A 22,543-nucleotide genomic window follows, 5' to 3' on the forward strand; every position below is an offset into this window, starting at 1 on the left:
TTACCCCACCAGATAGGCGTTGAGCTTGATCTGCAGCTTAGCCGGGTGTTCGCCGGCGGCGATGCCGGTCAGGCCGACGATGGCCGCCTCCTGGCAGCGGCTGCGGTGGTCGATGAGCCCGTGCAGGCGACCCGCCAGGGGCAGGAACACCAGGTTGGCGAAGCCGACCCCGTAGATGGTGGCCACGAAGGCGGTGGCGATGCCGGCGCCAAGGGCCTGGGGGTCGGTGAGCTGGGCCATGGCCTGGATCAGGCCGAGCACCGCCCCCAGTATGCCCATGGTGGGGGCGTAGCCGCCCATGATCTGGAAGGTGTCGGCGGCCTTGTAGTCGTGGTCCTGGGCCAGCAGCATCTGGCTTTCCATGACCTCGCGGATGTGTTCGGCCTCGTTGCCGTCCACCAGCATCTGCAGGCCGCGGCGCACGAAGGGATCCTCGTGGCGTTCGGACAGGCCCTCCAGGGCCAGGATGCCGTGCTGGCGGCAGCGGTTGCTCCAGTCCATCAGGTTGAAGACCAGCTCCTCAGCATTGTCCCTGGGGGGCACCAGGGTCCAGCCGAGCATCTGCAGCCAGCGCTTGAGGCGCTGCCAGGGACACTGCACCAGGGTGGCGGCCAGGGAGCCGCCCAGCACGATGATCGCGGCCGGGCCGTTGAGCAGGCTGGACACGGCGCCGCCTTCCAGCACCAGGGCCAGCACCACCAGGCCGATGCCCAGCAGCATGCCGGGCAGGGCCAGCCTATCCATGACCCACCTCGCTCAGGATGCGCTGGGCGATGCTGTCCAGGCCGATGGCCTCGTCGGCGATGCCGGCGGCCACCACCGCCTGGGGCATGCCGTAGACCACGCAGCTGGCCTCGTCCTGGGCCCAGATGGTGGCGCCCTGCCCCTTGAGCAGGCGGGCTCCTTCACGGCCGTCGGCGCCCATGCCGGTGAGGATGGCGCTGAGCACGTCGCCGCCGTAGCTCTTGGCGGCGGAGCCGAAGGTGACGTCCACCGAGGGTTTGTAGGTCAGGTGCTCCGGGCCCTCCAGTACCTTGAGGCGGCCGTTCTCCACCAGCATCTGCTTGCCGCCCGGGGCCAGGTAGGCCTGGCCGGGCCTGAGGCTGTCGCCGTTGGCGGCCTCCTTGACGCCGATCTGGCACAGGCCGTTGAGGCGCTGGGCAAAGGCGGCGGTGAAGGTGGCCGGCATGTGCTGGACCAGCACTATGGGCATGGGAAAGTCGGCCGGCAACTGGGTCAGGATCTGCTGCAGCGCCACCGGGCCGCCGGTGGAACAGCCGATGGCCAGCAGCCGGTAGGGCCTGGCGCGGCGGCGACGGGGCGGCTCGGCGGGCCTGGGCTGGGCCGGCGCCGCCGGCCTGGCGGCCTCGGTCACGGCTGGCCTGGGGGCCTGGCTCTGGCGCAGCTGGCGGGCACGGATGATGGACAGGCCCCGGCGCCGGCCTATGGCCTTGACCTTCTGCAGCAGCAGGGCCACGGCCTCGTCCCTGTTGCGGGCGATGTCCTCGAAGCGCTTGGGCAGGAAGTCCAGGGCCCCGGACTCCAGGGCGTCCAGGGTGGCCTGGGCGCCGTCATGGGTCAGGGAGGAAAACATCAGGATCGGCGTCGGGTTGGCCAGCATGATTTCCTTGACGGCGCTGATGCCGTCCATGACCGGCATCTCGATGTCCATGGTGATCACATCGGGCTTGAGCTCGGCCGCCTTGGCCACCGCCTCCTTGCCGTTGATGGCGCTGCCGACCACGGTCAGGTCCTTGTCCTGCTCCAGGATCTCGGTCACCCGGCGGCGGAAGAAGCTGGAATCGTCGACAACTAAGACACGAATCGCCATTTTGTTCTTATCCCTTTACAGCTTGCGGGCGTAGCGCTTGAGCAGGGCCGGCACGTCCAGGATCAGGGCGATGCCGCCATCTGAGGTGATGGTGGCGCCGGCCATGCCCGGGGTACCCTGCAGCAGCTGTCCCAAAGGTTTGATGACCACTTCTTCCTGGCCGATCAGCGAATCCACCACGAAGCCCACCTGCTGGGTGCCGTGCTGGATGATCACCACGTGGCCCTGGCCCTGCTGGTTCTGGCGCTGGCTGTGCTTGACCAGCCAGTGCTCCAGGTAGAAGAGCGGTATGGGTTTGTCGCGCACTATGATGGTGAGCTGGCCGTCCACCATGTTGGTCTTGCCCAGATCCAGGTGGAAGATCTCGTTGACCGTGGCCAGGGGGAAGGCGAAGGTCTGTTCGCCCACCACCACCATCAGGGTCGGCAGTATGGCCAGGGTCAGGGGTACCTTGATCTGCAAGGTGGTGCCCTGGCCCTTCATCGAGTCGATGTGGATGGTGCCGTTGAGCTGGGTGATCTTGGTCTTGACCACGTCCATGCCCACGCCGCGGCCGGAGATGTCGGAGATCTGCTCCTTGGTGGAGAAGCCGGGGGCGAAGATGAGGTTGTAGGCCTCGGAGTCGGACAGCCGCGCCGCCGTGTCTTCGTCCAGCACGCCGCGCTTGATGGCGATGCCCTTGAGCCGGTCCGGATCCATGCCGGCACCGTCGTCGGCGATGGACAACAGGATATGGTCACCTTCCTGGCTGGCCGACAGCTTGATGGTGCCGGTCCTGGGCTTGCCGGCGGCCTCGCGCTCGTCCGGCATTTCGACGCCGTGGTCGACGGCGTTACGCACCAGATGCACCAGGGGATCGGCCAGGGCCTCGACCAGGTTCTTGTCGAGATCCGTCTCCTCCCCTTCCAGCTCCAGGTTGATGTCCTTCTTGAGGCTGCGGGCCAGATCCCGGACCACCCGCGGGAAACGGCCGAACACCTTCTTGATGGGCTGCATGCGGGTCTGCATGACGGCGCCCTGGAGATCGGCGGTGACCACGTCCAGGTTGGCCACGGCCTTGGAGAGTTCGTCGTCGTCCGAATTCAGGCCCAGGGTGCTGAGGCGGTTACGGACCAGCACCAGCTCGCCGACCATGTTCATGATCTCGTCGAGCTTGCGGGTGTCGACCCGCACCGTGGCCTCGGCGGCGGGCGGTGCGGCCTTGGCCGTCTTGGCTTCGGTGGCCTTGTTTTCCTGGGCCTTGGGCTGGCCGGCCTTGGCCACGGCAACGGCCGTCTTGGCCGCTTCGGCGGTCGGGCCCTTGCCCTTGCCGTGCAGGTCGTCCAGCAGCTTTTCGAACTCCTGGTCATCGATCAGGTCGTCGCCCCGGCTGGCCGGCTCCGCCTTGGGCGCTTCAACCTGGCTTTGCCCGGTCTTGGGGGCGCCCTGGAACCGGCCCTTGCCGTGCAGGTCGTCCAGGAGCTTTTCGAACTCGTCGTCGCTGATGAGGTCGTCGCCCGCGGCCGGTTCGGCCTTGGTTTCCTCGGCCTTGGGGGCGCCCTGGAACTGGCCCTTGCCGTGCAGCTGGTCGAGGAGGTTTTCGAACTCGTCGTCGGTGATCTCGTCTTCCGGCGCCCAGTCGTTCTGGGCCTGGGGCTCGGAACTGGGGCCCTGGTTGCTGCCGTGCAGCTCGTCCAGCAGGCGCTCGAATTCGTCCTGGGTGATCTCGTCGATGCCGCCCTTGCCTTCGGGCTCGGCGGCCGGCTCCTCGGCCTGGACAGGTTCGGGTTGTGGGGCGTCGTCGGACTGGGGCTGACTGAGGCGATGCAGGGCCTCCAGCAGTTCCGGGTCGGCCGGGCTGGGCTCGTCGCGGCTCTGCACCTCGGCGAACTGGCCGTTGATGGTATCCAGGGCGCTGAGCACCACGTCCATCAGCTCGGGGGTCACCTGGCGCTGGCCGTTCCTGAGGATGTCGAAGACGTTCTCGGCACCATGGCAGGCGTCCACCAGGGCGCCCAGGGACAGGAAACCGGCACCGCCCTTGACGGTGTGGAAGCCACGGAAGATGGCGTTGAGCAGATCACTGTCGTCCGGGCGCTTTTCCAGATCCACCAGCTGCTCGGACAGCAGCTCCAGGATCTCGCCGGCCTCGACCAGGAAGTCCTGCAGAATGTCTTCGTCGACCTCGAAGCTCATCGCTCGCGCTCCTTAAAAACCCAGGCTGGACAAGAGATCGTCCACTTCGTCCTGGTTGCTGACTACGTCATCCCGTTTTTCGGCATCGAGGATGGGACCTTCCGCCTTGATGCCGCTTTGTTGTTGATGTTCCTGGGCCTCGGGGGCACCGAAGGCGGTCAGCAGGCCGACCAGCTTCTCTTCCACCTCCCGCACCAGCTCGATGACCCGGCGGATGATCTGGCCGGTGAGGTCCTGGAAGCCCTGGGCCATCAGCACCTCGTTGAGCTTGTTGCGCAGCTCGTTGGCATCGGCCTCGGAGGCCTTGATGAAGGCGTCCAGGTCGTAGCAGAGCTGGCGGAACTCGCCCAGCTGCAGTTCCTTTTCCATCAGGCGCTGCCAGCTCGGCTGCAGGGCGCCGACGGTGTCGAGCAGGCGGTCGGCCATGGGCAGGCAGGCTTCCACGGCGTCCATGGTCTGGTTGGCGGCCTGCTCGGTCATGGTGATGACATGGTTGAGACGCTCGGTGGCGTCCGGGATCTCCTGGGTGGCCAGGGTGGCCAGGCGGGGATCCTGCTGGAACTCCGTCATGGCGTCGTGGAGTTCCCGGGTCAGTTTGCCAACCTCGCTGAACAGCTCGCTGTTGGCGGCCAGGGACATGTCCCTGAGCAGGCTCTCCGCCTGCTGGTGCTGCTCGGCCTCCAGCAGCGCCACCAGCTGTTTGGCATGGTCCAGAGAGATACGGCCTTGGCTCTGATTTGACATGGATTATCCTGGCCTCAGCCGATGCGCTCGAAGATCTTGTCGAGTTTTTCCTTGAGGGTGCCGGCGGTGAAGGGCTTCACCACATAGCCGTTGACCCCGGCCTGGGCGGCGGCGATGATCTGCTCGCGCTTGGCCTCGGCGGTCACCATCAGCACCGGCAGGTGCTTGAGCTTGTCATCGGCCCGGATCGCCTTGAGCAGGTCGATGCCCTGCATGCCGGGCATGTTCCAGTCGGTGATCACGAAATCGAAATCACCGCCCTGCAACATCGGCAGGGCCGTGTTGCCGTCATCGGCTTCATGGCAGTTGTTAAAGCCCAGATCCCGCATCAGGTTCTTGATAATGCGGCGCATCGTGGAAAAGTCGTCCACGATGAGGATCTTCATGTTCTTATCCAACGCTTCCTCCAACGAAGCTCTCGTTTAACTTGTTATCGGACGAAAACGTCCTGGCTTAAATGAGGTTTTCTGTCTCGGTGCGCCACTCCCCCAGCCTGGCCCGCAGACGGGTCATGGCCTGGCTGTGGATCTGGCACACCCGGGATTCGCTGACGCTGAGCACGGCGCCGATTTCCTTGAGGTTGAGCTCTTCGTCGTAATAGAGGGACAGCACCAGGGCCTCGCGCTCGGGCAGGCCCTTGATGGCCTGGCTCAGGGCCACGCCGAAGTGCTCGCGGTCCACGGCCCGGTCCGGGCGCTGGCTGTCGTCCGGGGCCAGCACGTCGTCGCTGACGCCCAAATCCTCCATGGCCACCATGCGCCCGGCATTGGCCTCGCCAAGCATGCGGTGGTACTGGTCCAGGCTGACCTTGAGCTCGGCGGCCACCTGGGAGTCTGAGGCATCGGCGCCGGTTTCCCGCTCCACCTTGGCCACGGCGTCGCTGATGGCCCTGGTGTTGCGGTGCACGCTGCGGGGCACCCAGTCGCCCTTGCGGATCTCGTCCAACATGGCGCCGCGGATGCGGATGCCGGCGTAGGTCTCGAAGCTGGCGCCCTTTGAACCGTCGAAGTTGCGGGCGGCCTCGATGAGGCCCATCAGCCCAGCCTGGATCAGGTCGTCGAGCTGGACGCTGGGGGGCAGGCGCATCATCAGGTGGTGGGCAATGCGCTTGACCAGCTCGGAATGCTTGTTGACCAGGTCCACTTCCCGGCGCTGGCCATAGGCGGCCAGCTGTTTATTGAGAGTTCTGGCTCCGGCCATGCTCGCGCTCGCCGATCAGTTGTTCCAGGAAGAATTCCACGTGGCCACCGGCCCGGGACGGCAGCGGCCAGCTCATCACCCGGGAGGCCAGGGCCTTGAAGGCGATGGCGGCCGGGGAACGGGGGAAGGCTTCGACCACCAGCTTCTGCTTGCGCACCGACTGGCGCACGTGGTCGTCGTAGGGCACGGTGCCCACCAGCTCCAGGGCCACGTCCAGGAAGCGGTCGGTGACCCGGGTCAGCTTGCCGAACAGCTCCTGGCCTTCGCGCAGGCTGCGCACCATGTTGGCGACGATCTTGAAGCGGAACACGCCGTGGTCCCGGGACAGCAGCTTGATCAGGGCGTAGGCGTCGGTGATGGAGGTGGGTTCGTCGCAGACCACCACCATCACGTCCTGGGCGGCACGGGCGAAGCTCATCACCATCTCGGAGATGCCGGCGGCGGTGTCGACGATGAGCACGTCGAAGGTTTCGTTGAGTTCGCTGAAGGCGCGGATAAGGCCAGCGTGCTCGGCCGGGGACAGCTCCACCATGGACTGGGTGCCGGAGGTGGCCGGCACTATCTTGATGCCGCCCGGGCCTTCGATGAGGATATCGTCCAGTTCGGCTTCGCCGGACAGCACATGGCTGAGGTTGCGGGTCACCCTGAGGCCCAGCATCACGTCCACGTTGGCCAGGCCGAGGTCGGCATCGAACAACAGCACCTTCTGGCCGGCCTGGGCCAGGGCCAGGGCCGTGTTCAGGGAGACATTGGTCTTGCCGACACCGCCTTTGCCGCCGGTCACGGCCACTACCTTGGTAATGCTGCGTTTTTTCATCTGCCTCAAGCCGTTTGCCTGATCTGACATCTCACTTCCTATCGTCATTATTATTACGCCGCCATGGCTTCGGCCAGCAGGGCCACCGCCCTTTCCACCAGCGCCTGGGGCTCGGCAACCTGCAGGTCCTCGGGCACCCGCTGACCGTCTGTAAGATACCCGATTGGCAAGGCATTTTGCACTGCCAAACTCAGGCAGCCGCCCAAACTTAGGGTCTCGTCAAGCTTAGTCAGGATGCAGCCGTCCAGGGGGATCTGGGAGAAGCGGCGGTGGGCGTCGCCCAGCACCTGGGTCTGGGCGGTGGCCGCCAGCACCAGGTAGCGCTGGATGGGTACCCGGCCACTCTGCATCAGGGTGTCGAGCTGCTGGTTCAGGCGCAGGTCGCGCTGGCCCATGCCGGCGGTGTCGATCAGCACCAGGGAGCGGTTGCGCAGCTGGTACAGCACCTCTTCCAGCTCCTCGGCGTCCCGCGCCTGGCGTACCGGGCAGCCCAGGATGCGGCCATAGGTGGCCAACTGCTCGTGGGCGCCAATGCGGTAGGTGTCGGTGGTGACCAGGGCCACTTGGTCGACGCCATGGTGCATGGCGTAGTGGGACGCCAGCTTGGCCACTGTGGTGGTCTTGCCGACCCCGGTGGGACCCATCAGGGCCACCACGCCACCGCGGTTGAGGATGGGATCCTGGGCCGGCACCAGCCGCTTCTTGAGCTGTACCATCAGCCACTTCCAGCCGTCGGCGGCGCCCAGGGCCTCGGGCATGGGCGAGACCAGCTCAGCGGCCAGCTCCCTGGCCAGGCCCATCTCCACCAGGCGGTCCGACAGCATGGTCTTGACCGGCTGCTGGCGGGCCTGGGCATCATGGCGCAGGCCGGACACCTGGTGCTCCAGCAGCTGGCGCAGGCTCTGGATCTCGTTGACCATGTCGTCCATCTGCTGCTGGCGGCTCCTGGCCTGGGGGATCGCCTGGGGCGCCGGCTCTTCCACCTTGGGCTGCTGGCGGGCATTGAAGAGGTTGCGGGACCAGTCCGGCAGGCTGTCGCTGCGGCTCTGGGCGTCCTGTTGGCGCCAGTCGCCGCTCAGCTGGGGCTGGGGGCGTACCGGCTGCGGGCTCTGCCTGGCCACCGACGACAAACTGACGTTGTCGTCAGCCAATTGACGGTCGGCCCTGGGTTGCGCTTTGGCCATGGTGCTTTCCCTCCTGGGGGTAGGGGCGTCATCCTGGTCGATGGCCGCCACCAGCTCCACACCGCCGTTGACCTTGGTGTTGGACATGATCACCGCGTCCGCTCCCAGAACGTCCTTCACTTCGGCGAGAGCCGTCCTCATGTCTTTGGCAAAGAAGCGTTGGATCTTCACGCTTGCCCTCCACTACCAATGGCGCTGACGATGCGGATCTGCTTGTCATCGGGGATCTCCTGGTAGGAGAGCACCCGCAGACCCGGGATACTGTATTTCACGAAGCGGGCCAGGGAGCTCCTCAGCACACCCGAGGTCAGCAGTACCGCCGCCTGGCCGTTGAGCTCCTGCTGCTCCGCCGCCTGATTGAGCGACTGCTGCAGGCGTTCCGCCAGGCCGGGCTCGATACCGGCTTGCTCGCCACCCGCCTGTAGCGTCTGATGCAACATCTGTTCCAGCTCTGGCGCCAAGGTGATGACGGGCAGCTCCTGGTCGGTGCCGAAGGTGTCCTGGACGATCATCCGCTTCAGGGCGATGCGGCAGGCGGCGGTCAGCACGTCGGCATCCTGGCTCTTGGGCCCGTACTCCACCAGGGTCTGCACCAGGGTGCGCATGTCGCGGATGGGCACCGACTCGTTGAGCAGGTTCTGCAGCACCTTCACCACCACGCCCAGGGGCAGGATGTCCGGCACCAGGCCCTCCACCAGCTTGGGCGCCTGCTTGGCCAGCAGCTCCATCAGGTTCTGCACCTCTTCGTGGCCGAGCAGCTGGGCGGCATTGTTACCCAGCAGCTGGCTCATGTGGGTGGCCACCACGGTGGCGGCGTCCACCACGGTGTAGCCCAGGCTCTGTGCATGATCCTTGACGTTGCCGGCGATCCAGTAGGCGTCGAGCTGGAAGGCCGGCTCCTTGGTGGGGATCCCCTCCAGGGCGCCAAAGACCTGACCGGGGTTGATGGCCAGCTCCCGGTCGTGACGGATCTCCGCCTCGCCTATGGCCACCCCCATCAGGGTGATGCGATAGCTGTTGGGCTCCAGCTCCAGGTTGTCGCGCACGTGCACCGGCGGCACCAGGAAGCCCAGCTCCTGGCTGAGCTTCTTGCGCACCCCCTTGATGCGGGCCAGCAGCTCGCCGCCCTGGGCCTTGTCCACCAGGGGGATGAGCCGGTAGCCCACCTCCAGGCCGATCACGTCCACCGGCTGTACGTCCTCCCAGCTCAGCTCGCGCCGCTCCGGCGGCAGCACGTCACCTGTCTTGGCTTCGGCCTTGGCCGGCAGCTGGGCGGCCTTGACGATCTGCTGGTGGCGGAACCAGGCCAGGGCCCCACACAGCGCCGCCAGGGTCAGGAAGGCCAGGTGGGGCATGCCGGGCACGATGCCCATCACCAGCAGGATCAGGGCGGTGATGGCCAGGGTCCTGGGCTTGTCGAACATCTGCCCCAGCACCTGCTTGCCCATCTCGCCGCTGCTGTTCTCCCGGGTGACCATGATGGCCGCCGCCACCGACAGCAGCAGCGACGGGATCTGCGCCACCAGGCCGTCACCTATGGTCAGCAGGGTATAGATCTGCACGGCGTCGCCCAGGCTGAGGTCGTGCTGGACCATGCCGATCACGAAGCCGCCGAGGATGTTGATGACCAGGATCAGGATGCCGGCGATGGCGTCGCCCTTGACGAACTTGGAGGCACCGTCCATGGAGCCGTAGAAGTCGGCCTCGCGGGTCACTTCCTTGCGGCGGTCGCGGGCCTCGTCCTGGTTGATGATGCCGGCATTGAGGTCGGCGTCTATGGCCATCTGCTTGCCGGGCATGGCGTCCAGGGTGAAGCGGGCGCTGACTTCGGAGATCCGGCCGGCACCCTTGGTGACCACCACGAAGTTGATGATCATCAGGATCAGGAAGACGATGAGGCCGACCGCGTAGTTGCCGCCGATCACCACCGAGCCGAAGGATTCGATGACCTTACCGGCGGCGTCCGGGCCCTTGTGGCCCTCCAGCAGCACCACCCGGGTGGAGGCCACGTTCAGGGCCAGGCGCAGCAGGGTGGCCACCAGCAGCACCGTGGGGAAGGCGGCGAAATCCAGGGGCCTCATGGTGTAGACGCAGACCAGCAGCACCACCAGCGACAGCGAGATGTTGAAGGAGAACAGCATGTCCAGCAGCAGCGCCGGCATGGGCAGCACCACCATGGCCAGCACCGACAGCAGCAGCACCGGCGCGCCAAGGCCCCCCACCCATTTGCCCGGCTCCTGCCTCACCCCGGAAAGAAAACCCTGAAAACCCGATACGGCCATGCTGCATACTCATTGAAAACGGCTGTCCGGGCTAAATGCAAAGAGGGTGCCACCCAGACACCCTCTTTTCTTTCAATAAGTTACGATAGATGCGCCGGAAAACCGGCGCTAGTGGCGCAGCTCCGGCGGGATCGGCAGCTCGCCGGGCAGGCGCTTGGGCCTGGTGCCCTTGCCGCTGCGCCACAGCTTGAGCTGGAACACATAGGCCAGCACCTGGGCCACGGCCACGAACAGGCCGTCGGGGATGGGCTGGTCCGGCTCGGCGCAGTGATAGAGGGAGCGGGCCAGGCCGGGCGAGCGCAGCATGGGAATGTCGTGGGCCTCGGCGATATCGCGGATATGGGCGGCCATGTGGTCGACGCCCTTGGCCAGCATCACAGGCGCGCCGTCCTTGTCCTGGTCGTAGCGCAGCGCCACAGCGTAATGGGTCGGGTTGGTGATGATGACGTCAGCCTGGGGCACCTGGGCCAGCTGGCGGCGCTGGGCCATCTGCCGCTGCAGCTGGCGGATGCGGCCCTTGACCTCGGGCTTGCCCTCGGTGTCCTTGTACTCGTCCTTGACCTCCTGCTTGGTCATCTTCAGCTGCTTGTTGTGGTGCCAGATCTGGTAGGGCACGTCCACCAGCACGATCAGCAGGTAGGCCATGCACAGTCCCAGGCACAGCCACAGCAGCAGCTGCAGCCCCTCGATGCTGGCCGCCACCACCGGCCGCTGGGACAGGGCCAGCACCTCGGCGAACACCGCCTTGAGCAGCAGGGCCGCGGTAATGGCGATGACCAGGAACTTGGCCAGGGACTTGACCAGCTCCACCAGGGCCTGCATGCCGAACATGCGCTTGAAGCCGGCCAGGGGCGACAGCTTGCTCCACTTGGGCGCCGCCGCCTTGAAGGAGAAGTTGAAGCCGCCCACCAGGCCGGAGCCGGCGATGGTGAGCAGGAACATCACCGCCAGCAGGCCGAAGAAGGGCCAGAGCAAGTCCACCAGCACCCCGCTCAGCTCCCGCAGCGCCCCGTCCAGGTTCTCGATGGCACTCCTTGGCCTGTCCAGGGAGGCCTGCATGGCGAACATCATGCGTTTGCCGAGGGCGCCGCCGATCCACATCAGCCCCAGCACCCCGGCGACAAGGCCGATGGCCGAGGTCAGATCCCGGGAACGGGCCAGCTGGCCCTTTTCCCTCGATTCCTGTCTTCGTTTGGGTGTCGCCTCTTCCGTACGTTCGCCGGCGTCATTCTGGGCCATCAGCAGCTGCTCCCGAGCAGATCACACATCAGGGATTGCCCCTGCTGCCAGCTATGCAAGAAGTGTTCCAGCACGGTGCCGGCGGTGACCCAGAGGATCAGCAGGCCGGACAGCATGATGATCGGAAAACCGATGGTGAAGATGTTGAGCTGGGGCGCGGCCCGGGTCATGAAGCCGAAGGCCAGGTTGATCAGCAGCAGGGCGATGATCTCGGCGATGGCCATCCCCAGGGCACTGGCGAACAGGGTCGAGCCGAACAGGGCGATGGCGTGGAAGTCCGGAAGCCCAATGCCGTCGCTGCCCACCGGGAGCACGAAGAAGGAGTGGTGCAGCATCTCCAGCATCCACAGGTGGCCGTTGATGGCGAAGAAGATCAGGATGGCCAGGTTCAGGAAGAACTGGCTCACCACCGGCGTCTGCTGCCCGGACACCGGATCCACCATGGCCGCGAAGCCCAGCGAGGCCTGGAAGGCGATCACCTGTCCCGCCAGCACCATCACCTGCATCACCATCACCGACACGAAGCCCATGGCCACCCCCACCAGCACCTGCAGGGCGGTGATCAGCATGCCCTGGACAGAGAACAGCGCCACCTCCGGCATGGCCGGCAGGGTCGGCACCACCACCAGGGTGACGGCGAAGGTCAGCAGGGTACGGATCCTAAGCGGCACCATCTTGGTGCCGATGGCGGCCATGGCGGTGAGCATGGCGCCGATGCGCACGAAGGGCCAGACGTAGCCGGCCAGCCATTGCAGCAGCTCGGCGGCGCTGAAGGTCATGACAGGACCTGGGGAATGGCGTCGATGATGTGCCGGAAGAAGTCCATCATCCGCCCCACCAGCCAGTGGGAGAGCACCATCAGGGTAACTATGGTCACCAGCAGCCTGGGCAGGAAGGACAGGGTCTGTTCGTTGATGGAGGTGGCGGCCTGGAGTATGGAGATGACAAGGCCCACCACCAGGCCGGGGATCATGATGGCGGCCACCATGATCAGCACCAGGTAGAGGGCGTCCCGGAAGATATCGACGAACTGTTCCGGGGTCATGTGACGAAGCTCCCGGCCAGGGTCCCCATCACCAGGCTCCAGCCGTCCACCAGCACGAACAGCATCAGCTTGAACGGCAGCGCCACTATCATCGGCGACAGCATCATCATACCCATGGCCATCAGCACCGAGGCCACCACCAGATCGATGATCAGGAAGGGGATGAACAGCATGAAGCCGATCTGGAAGGCGGTCTTCAGCTCGGAGGTGACGAAGGCCGGGATCAGCACCGTCATGGGCACCGACTCGGGGCCGTCCAGCTGCTCGTAGCCGCCGATGCGGGCGAAGGTTTCCAGGTCGGTCATGCGGGTCTGGGCCAGCATGAACTCCCGCACCGGCACCTTGGCCACGTCCACCGCCTGCAGGGCGGTGAGCTGCTCTTCCATGTAGGGGGTGATGGCCTGCTCGTAGACCCGCTCGAACACCGGCGACATGATGAAGAAGGTCATGAACAGCGACAGCCCCACCAGCACCTGGTTGCTGGGGGTGCTCTGCAGGCCCATGGCCTGGCGCAGTATGGCCAGCACCACGGCGATGCGGGTGAAGGAGGTCATCATGATCAGCATGGCCGGCAGGAAGGTCAGCATGGTCATCAATGCCAACACCTGCAGGGTGATGCTGTAGTCCTGGGAGCCGTCCGGGTTGGTGGTGACGGTCACCGCCGGCAGGCCGGGACCGACCGGCAGGGCCGCGTTGGCGATGCCGGGCAGCAACAGCGGCAGCAGTACCAGCAGCCAGCCGTGTCTAGCGAGGAGTCTTGTCATTCTGGGTTTCCAAGGGCTCGTCCAGTTCCTTGATGAGGCGGATCTCGTTCTGGGATACCCCCAGCAGCAGCTGCTGCTTGCCGGCCTGGACCACCAGCAGCCGCTGGCGGGCGCCGAGCGGCAGCTGTGCCACCACCTTGAGGGGGCCGCCCAGCATGCCGGGCTGGAAGCGCCGCACCAGGTAGCCCAGGGCCACCACCACGGCGATGACCAGGGCCAGGCTGAGCAGCAGCTGCCAGAGGGAGGCGCCCAGCTCGGGGCCGCCGCTGGCCACGGCGCTGGCAAGGAGGCTGGTCATCTGAGCTTCTTGATCCGCTCGACCTGGCTTATCACGTCGGTGAGGCGGATCCCGAACTTGTCGTTGACCACCACCACTTCACCGTGGGCGATGAGGGTGCCGTTGACCAGCACGTCCAGGGGCTCGCCGGCCACCCTGTCCAGCTCCACCACCGAGCCCTGGTTGAGCTGCAGCAGGTTGCGGATGGTGATCTTGGAGCGGCCCACCTCCATGGAGATGGTGACCGGGATGTCCAGTATGGTGTCCAGCTTCTGCTTTTCTTCCCTGCTGATCTCGGTGCCGGCGCCGCTGAAATCCTCCAGCTCGACGGCATCGACGTTCTCGGCCCCCAGGGCCTTGCCGTCGGCGGTTTCGCCATCGCCCTGCTCGGCCATGGCGGCCGCCCATTCGTCAGCCAGTTTCTGCTCTTCTTCGCTTGCCATCAGCTTTCACCTTCCAGATCCGATTCCAGCTCTTCCAGGCCGGACAGGTTGTCTATTCTCACCCCGCGGCGGGTGATGTTGTGCAATTCGTTCTTGGCCGAGCGCGGCCGCTTCAGTTTCTCGGAGATGCGCAGCGCCACGTTGTCGTTGCTGCGGCCCATCTGGGCCCGGAACGTGGGCAGATCCTCCACGAACACCGTCAGGTGCTCGGGCATCTCCACCGGGATGATGTCGCCGGCCTTGAGCTCCATCAGCCGGTCCAGGGGCAGATCCACCTCCAGCAGCTTGGCGCTGAGCTCCACCGGCACGTCCATGATCTCGTCGCGCAGGGCCTTGCTCCAGCGGTGATCGGTGTCCGACTTGTCGGACTGCACGCCCGCGTCCAGCAGCTCGCGGATGGGCTCGAGCATGGAATACGGCATGGCGATGTGGAAGTCGCCGCCGCCACCGTCCAGCTCGATATGGAAGGACGACACTACGATCACCTCGGTGGGCGAGACGATGTTGGCCATGGCCGGGTTCACTTCCGAGTCCAGGTATTCGAACTCCACGTCCATGACCGGGGCCCAGGCTTCCTTGTAATCCTCGAACACCAGCTTCAGCAGCATCTGGATGATGCGCCTTTCCGTGGGGGTGAATTCCCGGCCCTCGATCTTGGCGTGGTAGCGGCCGTCGCCGCCGAAGAAGTTGTCCACCAGGATGAACACCAGCCTGGCCTCCAGGGTGATCAGGGCGGTGCCCTTGAGGGGGCGGAACCTGACCATGTTGAGGCTGGTGGGCACGAACAGGGAATGGACGTATTCGCCGAACTTGAGGGTCTGGACGCCGTTGATGGAGACCTCGGCGGCCCGGCGCATCATGTTGAACAGGCTGATGCGCATGTGCCGGGCGAAACGCTCGTTGACGATCTCCAGGGTCGGCATCCGGCCCCGGACGATGCGGTCCTGGGAGGAGAAGTCGTAGCTCTGCACCCCGGCCTGCGGCTGCAGCTCCGGTGCCTCTTCCTCGACATCGTCCACCCCGTGCAGGAGCGCGTCGATTTCGTCTTGCGAAAGCAGATCGCTCAACTGGTTACCCTCACTGCATTACGAATCCGGTGAAAAGCACCCTTTCCACCACATTGGCTCCGGCCACCGGCTCCAGGGCGGCCACCACGTCTTTCAGGGACTGCTCCCTGAGCAGCTCCCGGCCCTCCAGGGTCGACAGCTCCTCGGCGGTCTTCTGGCTGAAGGCACTCAGCAGGGTGCCCTCGATCAGCGGGATGTGCTGCTTGACCTTGTTTTCGTTGAGCCGGCCGCGCACCATCAGCTGTACCTTGATCTGTACCAGGCGGTCCCTGCTGTTGCCGGGCACGTTGAGCACGAAGGGCCTGGGCATGCCCACGTACAGGGCCTCGCCCACCGCCGCCTCGGCCACCTCGGCCACCTGGGTCTGTTCAACCTGTTCTTGTGCCGGCCACAGGAAATAGGCCAGCACCCCGGCCACGACCAGCACCAGGCCGCTGATGGCGCCGATCAAGAGCCAGGTCTTGCGTTTCCCGCCCTGCTCGACGGCTTCTAGTTCGAGTTCTTCCGCCATGGGGACTCCACGTTCACTGTTTCGCCTAATTTACCCCAGCCGCCAGGCTGCGCCTAGGCGTAGGCATCTACCAGGCCAATTTCTACCCGCACCCTGCGGCGCTCGGGCGCGCCCGGTTCGGACTCGCCGGCCCCCTGCCAGTCGTCGCGGCCGGCCTCAGCGCCCGGCTCGCCGTCCCGGCCGCCCTGCTGCTGGTGGCTGACCTGGCCATCGGCCAGCTGCAGGCCCTGCTGCTCCAGCATGTCCCTCAGCCGCGGCAGGGCCTGCTCCACCCAGTCCTTGACCTGCTGGTTGGGTACCTGGAAATGGACCTGGGTCTCGCCCTGGTTGACCTGGACCCGGATCTGCAGACTGCCGAGCTCGGGGGGATCCAGGCGGATCTCCGCCTGCTTGAGGCCCCGGCTCAGCATGATCTCGACCTTCTCGGCCATGGCCTCGCCGAAGCGCTGGCCGCCCTGGACGGGGGCCTTGAGCCTGGCCTCGGCCTCCAGGGCCGCCTGGCGCTGGGGCGCCTCGGCGGTGGCGCTCAGCTGGGCATCGCCGCGGGGCGCGTCCAGGGCCTGGCCCTGGGGCTCGGCGGGCGTCACAGGGGCCCGCACCAGGCGGCTCAGGCCCTCGGCCAGGGTTTCCCTGGGCTTGGCCTGCTCCCCCTCGGCCACGATGTCGTCTTGCGTCAAATTGCCGTCACCGGCCGGCTTGCCGTCAGCCAACCTGGGGGGCTGGCCGCCCTGGGGCTGCACCTGGGCGGTGGACGGGGCCGGCTTGCCCTGCTCCGCCTGGGCGCCGGCCTGGGGCAGGGTTCCCGCCTGTGCCTGTTCGGCGGCCGGTGCCGGCCTGTTCTGGCCAGCAGCCATGATGGCGTCATTCCTGTTCGGGGTGTCGACGGCCTTGGTGACCGGCGCCTGGCCCTGGGCGGCCGGCTGGGCCAGCGGGCCTTTATCTCCCTTTGCTGGCAGCAAGGCCGCCTGTTGCTCGCCCAGGTCGCCGGCCGCAGTATCGACAACGGCTTGGCCAGGCTGCTCCTGTTGTTCGCCTTGTTCGGCTTCGGGGGCGCCCGGGTGCCTGCTCAGCACCTGTTGTACGGCTTCCCTGGCCTTGTCGGCCGCCGGCTCGGGCAGCTCGGGGCGGGGCGGCGGCACGGCGGCAGGCGTTTGCCGGACCGGCGCTTCGGTATCCTTCTCTTGCGGCAGCGGGCTTTCCTCGTTACCGGCCGCTACGGCCTCGGGAGTCCCTTTTGCAGCGGCCGCTGCGGCCTTGGGCTCGGTCAGGTCGCCGGCCTCGGTCTCGGTCTCGGTCTCGGTCTCGGTCTCGGTGACCAGCAGGCTGCGGGCGCTTTCGATCAGTTGCCAGAGGCTGTCGGCCTCGCCCTCGGCCGGCGCTTCGGTCCCTGCCAGATCCGAAAGCAGCTTATCCACGCGGCCGGGCAGCTCCTGGCCTGCCAGGGCCGCCTTGAGCCCGTCCAGATCCGCCGGCAAGGCCTTGCCGACCGGCAGGCTCATGGCCGCGAACAGGGCCGCGAACTGGCCGGCCAGGGCCTCGCTGCCGTCGCTCTCGCCGACAGCGGAGGTAACGGAGGACTGGATGTGGGCGGTGGCTTGGCTGATCTGCATCGAATACGGCTCCCGAGCTAGGTTGCCAAAGGTTCTGCAAGAGTTATTCCAACTCGACAGCGAAGCGGCGCTGGCTGAACTCGTCGGCGATCTTCTGGTCCTGGCGGGCCTGCTGCTGCACCTGGCGCTGGTGCTGGCGCTCCAGCAGCAGTTCGATGGCACGCTTTTCCTGGTGGCTCTGGCGCCACTGCCGCTCCCTGTCCTCCATGGCGGCACGGTAACCGGCCAGGCTCTGCTGCAGCTCCTGCTGGCCGGCGTCGAGGCGGGCGATGAAGGCCTGGTAGTGGCCCAGGCTCTGGGCCATGACCCCGCCCTGGGCACGGCTGCTCATCTGCTGCAGGTATTCGTCGCGGTAGCTGGCCATGGTGTTGGCCTTGTGCTCCAGGGCCGCATAGGCCTGGCGCGCCTCGGCGAGGCGCTTGAGGGCGTCGTCCTCGGCCTGCTGGCGCTGTTCCAGCACCAGTTGCAGGGCCCGGCTCATGACTGGCCTCCGGCGGCCTGGCCAAGCATGCCCAGGGCTTCCAGGCACTGGTCATAGGGGCAGATCTCGGTCATGGCCTGACGCAGGAACAGGCTCAGGGGCTGCTGCAGGCGGATGGCGGTGTCCACCACCGGGTCGCTGCCCTGGCGGTAGGCGCCCACCTGGATCAGCTCCCTGGCCTCCTGGTAGCGGCTGAACAGCTCGCGGATCAGCCTGGCCTGCTGCTGGTGCTCCGGGCTGGTCACCTGGGGCATGACCCTGGACACCGAGGCGCCGACGTCGATGGCGGGATAATGGCCGCCGTCGGCCAGTTGACGGGACAGCACTATGTGGCCGTCCAGTATGGCCCGGGCCGAGTCGGCGATGGGATCCTGGAGATCGTCACCCTCAGAGAGCACGGTGAAGAAGGCGGTGATGCTGCCCTGGCCGTCGCCGCCGTTGCCGGCCCGCTCCACCAGCTTGGGCAGCCGGGCGAACACCGACGGCGGGTAGCCCTTGGTGGCCGGCGGCTCGCCCACGGCCAGGGCGATCTCGCGCTGGGCCATGGCGTAGCGGGTCAGGGAATCCACCAGCAGCAGCACGTTCAGGCCCTGGTCGCGGAAGTATTCGGCAAAGGTCATGGCCGTCTCGCAGGCCTTGAGGCGCATCAGCGGGCTGGTGTCGGCGGGCGCCGCCACCACCACGGCCCGGCGCCGCCCCTGCTCGCCGAGGATCTCGTCGATGAACTCGCGCACCTCGCGGCCCCGCTCGCCCACCAGGCCGACGACGATGACATCGGCGGCGGTGCCGCGGGTCATCATGCCCAGCAGCACCGACTTGCCGACACCGGAGCCGGCGAACAGGCCCATGCGCTGGCCCTGGCCGACGGTAAGCAGGCTGTTGATGGCCCGCACTCCCACGTCCAGGGGCTGCTTGATGGCGCGGCGGGTCAGGGGGTTTAAGGGCTGGCCGGCAAAGCCAACCCTGGCCTCGGCGCGGATCCGGCCCAGGCCATCCAGGGGCCGGCCCAGGCCGTCCACCACCCGGCCCAGCAGGTGCATGCCCACCGGCAGGCTGGCCTCGTGGCCCAGCGGCACCACCCGGGCACCTGGCACTATGCCGCCGATCTCCTGGTTGGGCATCAGGTAGAGGGTGTCCCGGGAAAAGCCCACCACTTCCGCCTCCATCTGGCCGTGCTGGCTGTCCACCAGGCACAGGCTGCCGATGGGGGCCTTGCAGCCCACCGCCTCCAGGGTCAGGCCCACCACCCGCACCAGGCGCCCGGCCACGGCCGGGCGGGCCGTGGTCAGCAGGCGGCGGTAGCGGTCGAGATCGGTGAGCAGGCGGTCATTCATGGTCCTGGCCCGCTTCCACCAGCAGCGCCTGGCAGAGCTGTTGCAGCCGGGCGTGCAGATCCAGGTCGACCAGGGACTGGCCCTGCTCCAGGCGGCACTGGCCCGGCTGCAGGGTGGGCTCCTCGCGCAGGCGCCACCGGCGGGCCTGGAGTTCCTCCTCGCCGTAGTACTCGCGCACCAGGTGCAGGTCGGCGGGGGCCAGCAGCAGGGTCAGGGGGCTCTCTTCCTGGCCCAGGGCTTCGATACCCTGGCGGATGAGATGATGGATGAGTTCGGGCTGGGTCTTGAGTTCGGCCTGCAGCAGCGCCTTCATGGCGGCGCTGAGCAGGGTGATCAGGCGCCCTTCCAGGACGGCGTCCCGGTCGGCCAGGGGCTCGCTCAGGCAGTCGGCCAGGCGCTGCCAGTGGCCGGCGGCCTGGGCCACCTGCTGCTGGCCCTCGGCCAGGCCCTGTTGCAGCCCCTGCTGGCGGCCCTGCTCCTGGCCTTCGGCCAGGCCGGCGGCGCGGCCCTCGGCGAAGCCGGCCTCGTAGCCCTGGGCCCTGCCCTGTTCGCGGCCTTCCTCCACGGCGGCCTGGCGCAGTTCATCCAGCTCGGTGACCGTCATGCCCTGCAGGCCAGGGGCCGGCTCGGGCTCGTCCTGCTGGATGCGGCGCCGCCTCAGCCCCAGGGCGGTCTGGACCTCGTCGGCCTGATCCTCACCGAAGTGAGGCCCTTCCCAACGTTCTATGGCTTCGCCTGGCTGCGGCTCGGACTTCTTCATAGGCACCTATCAAAGGAATTCTTCCGAGCCGCCCGCGGACAGGGCGATCTCGCCGGCATCGGACAGGCGGCGGGCGATACCCAGGATCTCCTTCTGGGCCATCTCCACCTCGGAGATACGGATGGGGCCCATGGCCTCCAGGTCGTCGCGCATGAGTTCGGCGGCCCGCTTGGACATGTTCTTGAAGATCTTGTCGCGCAGGCTGTCGTCGGCACCCTTGAGGGCCCTGAGCAGCACGTCCTGCTGGATCTCGCGAAGCAGGGTCTGGATGGCCCTGTCGTCCACGTCCACCAGGTTTTCGAAGACGAACATCAGATCCTGGATCTTCTGGCTCATCTCCTCGTCGGTCTCGCGGATGCCTTCCATCAGCTGGCTTTCGATGGAGGTATCCAGGTAGTTCATGATGTTGGCGGCGGCCTTGAGGCCGCCCATCTTGGCGGCCTGGGCGCCGCTCTGGCCGGCGAACTGCTTCTCCATGATCTCGTTCAGTTCCTGCAGGGCCGCCGGCTGCACTTCTTCCAGGTTGGCAATGCGCATCATCAGATCCAGGCGCACCCGCTCCGGGAACTGGGCCAGGATCTGCGAGGACTGCTCCGGATCCAGGTAGGACAGCACTATGGTCTGGATCTGGGGATGTTCGTTCTGGATGATGCTGGCCACCTGGCGGGCATCCATCCACTTCAGGGAGTCCAGGCCCTTGGCGGCGCCGCCGAGCAGGATCTGGTCGATCAGCGCCCCGGCCTTGTCCTCGCCCAGGGCGTGGTTCAGGGCCCGGCGCACGAAGTCCTCGGAGTCAAAGCCGATGGTGGAGTAGTTCTGGATGTCCTCGATGAACTTCTTGTGCACCGCCATCACCTTGTCCTGGCTGAAATCGGCCATGGACGCCATGCACTGGCCCACCTTCTGGACCTGCTTGGGCTCCAGGTGACGCAGGATCTGGGCCGCATCCTCCTCGGTGAGGCTGAGCAGCAGGATGGCGGTCTTTTCTATGCCGCCAAGCTTGTCGACGTCAAAGTCTTTCTTGACGTCGGTGCCGGTATCATTTGCCATCGTCAGTCAACCATCCTTTCACTACCTGAGCGGACAATTCCGGCTCATTGGCCACCAGGGCGCGGATCGCCTTGACCACTTCTTCATCTTTGCGGAGATCGGGCAGCTCCACGCCGCCCACCAGCTGCACGCCGGGCACGAAACCGTCGTCGTCGCCGAGGTCGCCGACGTTGCCGCCGCCCTGGCTGGCCATGGGCACCATGGTACCACCGGCGGCGCCGAAGTCGTCCATGGCCGCCTCCGGGTGCAGCAGGCGGCGCAGCAGCGGCCTGACCACGGCGAAGATCAGCACCACGATCAGCAGGGCGCCTATGGCCATCTTGGCGATGCGCACGAACCAGGCTTCCTTGTAGAAGGGCAGCGCCTCCAGCTGCTCCAGCTCGGGACGGGAGAAGGGCACCGACACCACTTCCAGGCTGTCGCCGCGGCCCTGGTCCAGGCCGACGCCGGCACTGAGCAGGCGGCGGATGTTGTCCAGCTCGGCCTCGGACAGGGCCACCCGCTGGCTGTTGCCGTCGGCGCCGGTCTGGGTCTTGTGATCCACGGCCACCGACACCGTCAGGCGGCTGATCCGGCCCACCTGCTGGCGGGTATGGCTGATGGTGGTGTCCAGCTCGTAGTTGCGGGTGGTCTCGGAGCGGCTGGAGCCATTGGTCCTGGCCCTGGCCGCCTGCTCGGCCTGGGTGACCTCTTCCGGGATCTCGGCGTCGGCCGGGGGCTGGTTGGACAGGGCGCCGGGGATGCCGCCTTCCAGGGCGCCGCCGTTGCGGTTCTCGTCCAGGATCATCTCAGAGCGCACCACCTGCTGCTGGGGGTCGAAACGCTTGGCGGTCTGCTCCACGGCGGTGAAGTCCATGCTCACGTCCACCTGGGCGGTGTAGTTGCCCAGGCCCACCACGGGGATCAGGATGGAATCGATCTTCTCCAGGTACTGCTGCTCGCGGCCCTTCTCCAGCTCGAATTCCTTGCGGGTGCGGGCGGCGGTCATGTCCTGGCTGCCGGAGTTGAGCAGGCGGCCGTCCTGGTCGGTGACCGTGACCTTGGACGGCTCCATGCCCTGGACCGCGGACGCCACCATGTCGACGATGGAGTCCACCTCCTCCTGGCTGAGGGTGCCGCCGCGGCGCAGGTTGACCACCACTGTGGCGCTGGGTTTTTGACGCTGGCGGGCGAACACCGACTCCTTGGGCAGGGCCAGCAGCACCCGGGCGCGGCTGACCGCCTTGAGCTCTTCCACGGCCCTGGCCAGCTGCTGCTCACGGCTGTACTTGAGGCGCTCCTGCTCCAGGCGCTGGCTGACGCCAAAGCCCATGTCCTTGAGGATCAGCTCCTCGCCGCCCTGCTCGGCCCGGGACAGGCCGGCGCGGGTCAGGGCCAGCTTGATCTGCTGGTAGTCTTCTTCCGGCACTTCCACCACGTTGCCGTCCAGCTTGTACTGGAATTCGTTCTGGTCCAGGAAGTCCAGGGTGCTGACCAGCTCGTCGGTGTCCATCTTGCCCAGGGGGCGGTAGTTGGGCTCCTTGGCCCAGAGCACCACCAGCACCACCAGGGCCAGGCAGATGGCCAGGCCCAGCACCAGGGAGATCTGGCGCAGCACGTCGGCATTGCCCATGGAGCTGAGGAAGCTGAAGCTCTGCTCGCCCTGGTCGGCATCGCTGGTCGCGGCGGGGGCCGGCGGGGTGCCGGCCACGGTCGCCAGTTGGGTGTTCTCGTCAGCCACGGCCTAAAA

Annotated in this window: 23 protein-coding genes; all 23 read right to left on the bottom strand. The window is 66.7% G+C overall.

Going from position 1 to position 22,543, the window contains the following annotated elements; translation table 11 throughout:
* On the bottom strand, window positions 1-744 hold the full coding sequence (locus tag WDB71_RS11230; RefSeq protein WP_341501676.1) for a flagellar motor protein: 744 nt from the start codon (window positions 742-744) through the stop codon (window positions 1-3).
* Window positions 737-1,831, bottom strand: a complete 1,095-nt coding sequence (locus WDB71_RS11235; RefSeq protein WP_341501677.1) for a chemotaxis response regulator protein-glutamate methylesterase — start codon at window positions 1,829-1,831, stop codon at window positions 737-739. Before WDB71_RS11235 ends, WDB71_RS11230 begins: the two co-directional genes overlap by 8 nt.
* Window positions 1,832-1,846: 15 nt before the next feature.
* Complete coding sequence (locus WDB71_RS11240) at window positions 1,847-4,006, bottom strand: chemotaxis protein CheA (RefSeq protein ID WP_341501678.1); 2,160 nt, start codon at window positions 4,004-4,006, stop codon at window positions 1,847-1,849.
* Between the two features lie 12 nt (window positions 4,007-4,018).
* The gene (locus WDB71_RS11245) at window positions 4,019-4,750 is read right to left on the bottom strand and encodes a protein phosphatase CheZ (RefSeq protein WP_341501679.1); all 732 of its coding nucleotides are present in this window, start codon (window positions 4,748-4,750) and stop codon (window positions 4,019-4,021) included.
* Window positions 4,751-4,764: 14 nt separating this feature from the next.
* On the bottom strand, window positions 4,765-5,148 hold the full coding sequence (gene cheY, locus WDB71_RS11250; RefSeq protein WP_341501680.1) for a chemotaxis response regulator CheY: 384 nt from the start codon (window positions 5,146-5,148) through the stop codon (window positions 4,765-4,767).
* Between the two features lie 55 nt (window positions 5,149-5,203).
* The gene (locus WDB71_RS11255; RefSeq protein WP_341501681.1) at window positions 5,204-5,950 is read right to left on the bottom strand and encodes an RNA polymerase sigma factor FliA; all 747 of its coding nucleotides are present in this window, start codon (window positions 5,948-5,950) and stop codon (window positions 5,204-5,206) included.
* The gene (locus tag WDB71_RS11260; RefSeq protein ID WP_341501682.1) at window positions 5,925-6,767 is read right to left on the bottom strand and encodes a MinD/ParA family protein; all 843 of its coding nucleotides are present in this window, start codon (window positions 6,765-6,767) and stop codon (window positions 5,925-5,927) included. Before WDB71_RS11260 ends, WDB71_RS11255 begins: the two co-directional genes overlap by 26 nt.
* Window positions 6,768-6,820: 53 nt before the next feature.
* Window positions 6,821-8,122, bottom strand: coding sequence for a flagellar biosynthesis protein FlhF (gene flhF, locus WDB71_RS11265; RefSeq protein WP_341501683.1), 1,302 nt, complete (start codon window positions 8,120-8,122; stop codon window positions 6,821-6,823).
* Window positions 8,119-10,173 (bottom strand): flagellar biosynthesis protein FlhA, encoded by a 2,055-nt coding sequence (gene flhA / locus WDB71_RS11270; protein WP_341501684.1) that lies wholly within the window; start codon window positions 10,171-10,173, stop codon window positions 8,119-8,121. The genes flhF and flhA overlap by 4 nt, the downstream gene beginning before the upstream one ends.
* A 168-nt stretch (window positions 10,174-10,341) precedes the next feature.
* The gene (flhB, locus tag WDB71_RS11275) at window positions 10,342-11,472 is read right to left on the bottom strand and encodes a flagellar biosynthesis protein FlhB (protein WP_341501685.1); all 1,131 of its coding nucleotides are present in this window, start codon (window positions 11,470-11,472) and stop codon (window positions 10,342-10,344) included.
* Window positions 11,472-12,251 (bottom strand): flagellar biosynthetic protein FliR, encoded by a 780-nt coding sequence (gene fliR / locus WDB71_RS11280; RefSeq protein WP_341501686.1) that lies wholly within the window; start codon window positions 12,249-12,251, stop codon window positions 11,472-11,474. Before fliR ends, flhB begins: the two co-directional genes overlap by 1 nt.
* Window positions 12,248-12,517 (bottom strand): flagellar biosynthesis protein FliQ, encoded by a 270-nt coding sequence (fliQ, locus tag WDB71_RS11285; RefSeq protein WP_341501687.1) that lies wholly within the window; start codon window positions 12,515-12,517, stop codon window positions 12,248-12,250. The genes fliR and fliQ overlap by 4 nt, the downstream gene beginning before the upstream one ends.
* Entirely contained in the window at window positions 12,514-13,281 is a 768-nt protein-coding gene (fliP, locus tag WDB71_RS11290; protein ID WP_341501688.1) for a flagellar type III secretion system pore protein FliP, read from the bottom strand. The genes fliQ and fliP overlap by 4 nt, the downstream gene beginning before the upstream one ends.
* Window positions 13,262-13,579: a flagellar biosynthetic protein FliO gene (gene fliO, locus WDB71_RS11295; protein ID WP_341501689.1), complete on the bottom strand. Its 318-nt coding sequence runs from the start codon at window positions 13,577-13,579 to the stop codon at window positions 13,262-13,264. The genes fliP and fliO overlap by 20 nt, the downstream gene beginning before the upstream one ends.
* Complete coding sequence (fliN, locus tag WDB71_RS11300; RefSeq protein ID WP_341501690.1) at window positions 13,576-14,001, bottom strand: flagellar motor switch protein FliN; 426 nt, start codon at window positions 13,999-14,001, stop codon at window positions 13,576-13,578. Before fliN ends, fliO begins: the two co-directional genes overlap by 4 nt.
* Entirely contained in the window at window positions 14,001-15,068 is a 1,068-nt protein-coding gene (fliM, locus tag WDB71_RS11305) for a flagellar motor switch protein FliM (RefSeq protein ID WP_341501691.1), read from the bottom strand. The genes fliN and fliM overlap by 1 nt, the downstream gene beginning before the upstream one ends.
* A 10-nt stretch (window positions 15,069-15,078) precedes the next feature.
* The gene (fliL, locus tag WDB71_RS11310; protein WP_341501692.1) at window positions 15,079-15,579 is read right to left on the bottom strand and encodes a flagellar basal body-associated protein FliL; all 501 of its coding nucleotides are present in this window, start codon (window positions 15,577-15,579) and stop codon (window positions 15,079-15,081) included.
* Window positions 15,580-15,632: 53 nt separating this feature from the next.
* Complete coding sequence (locus WDB71_RS11315; RefSeq protein WP_341501693.1) at window positions 15,633-17,189, bottom strand: flagellar hook-length control protein FliK; 1,557 nt, start codon at window positions 17,187-17,189, stop codon at window positions 15,633-15,635.
* Window positions 17,190-17,232: 43 nt separating this feature from the next.
* Window positions 17,233-17,670 carry a flagellar export protein FliJ gene (fliJ, locus tag WDB71_RS11320; RefSeq protein WP_341501694.1) on the bottom strand — a complete coding sequence of 146 codons (438 nt, stop codon included), beginning with the start codon at window positions 17,668-17,670 and terminating at the stop codon, window positions 17,233-17,235.
* Window positions 17,667-19,004, bottom strand: coding sequence for a flagellar protein export ATPase FliI (gene fliI / locus WDB71_RS11325; protein ID WP_341501695.1), 1,338 nt, complete (start codon window positions 19,002-19,004; stop codon window positions 17,667-17,669). The genes fliJ and fliI overlap by 4 nt, the downstream gene beginning before the upstream one ends.
* Window positions 18,997-19,764: a flagellar assembly protein FliH gene (locus WDB71_RS11330; RefSeq protein ID WP_341501696.1), complete on the bottom strand. Its 768-nt coding sequence runs from the start codon at window positions 19,762-19,764 to the stop codon at window positions 18,997-18,999. The genes fliI and WDB71_RS11330 overlap by 8 nt, the downstream gene beginning before the upstream one ends.
* A 9-nt stretch (window positions 19,765-19,773) precedes the next feature.
* On the bottom strand, window positions 19,774-20,814 hold the full coding sequence (gene fliG, locus WDB71_RS11335; protein ID WP_341501697.1) for a flagellar motor switch protein FliG: 1,041 nt from the start codon (window positions 20,812-20,814) through the stop codon (window positions 19,774-19,776).
* Window positions 20,804-22,534 carry a flagellar basal-body MS-ring/collar protein FliF gene (fliF, locus tag WDB71_RS11340; protein ID WP_341501698.1) on the bottom strand — a complete coding sequence of 577 codons (1,731 nt, stop codon included), beginning with the start codon at window positions 22,532-22,534 and terminating at the stop codon, window positions 20,804-20,806. The genes fliG and fliF overlap by 11 nt, the downstream gene beginning before the upstream one ends.
* Window positions 22,535-22,543: the final 9 nt, after the last annotated feature.

The sequence above is a fragment of the Gallaecimonas sp. GXIMD4217 genome (assembly GCF_038087665.1).
Taxonomy (GTDB): domain Bacteria; phylum Pseudomonadota; class Gammaproteobacteria; order Enterobacterales; family Gallaecimonadaceae; genus Gallaecimonas.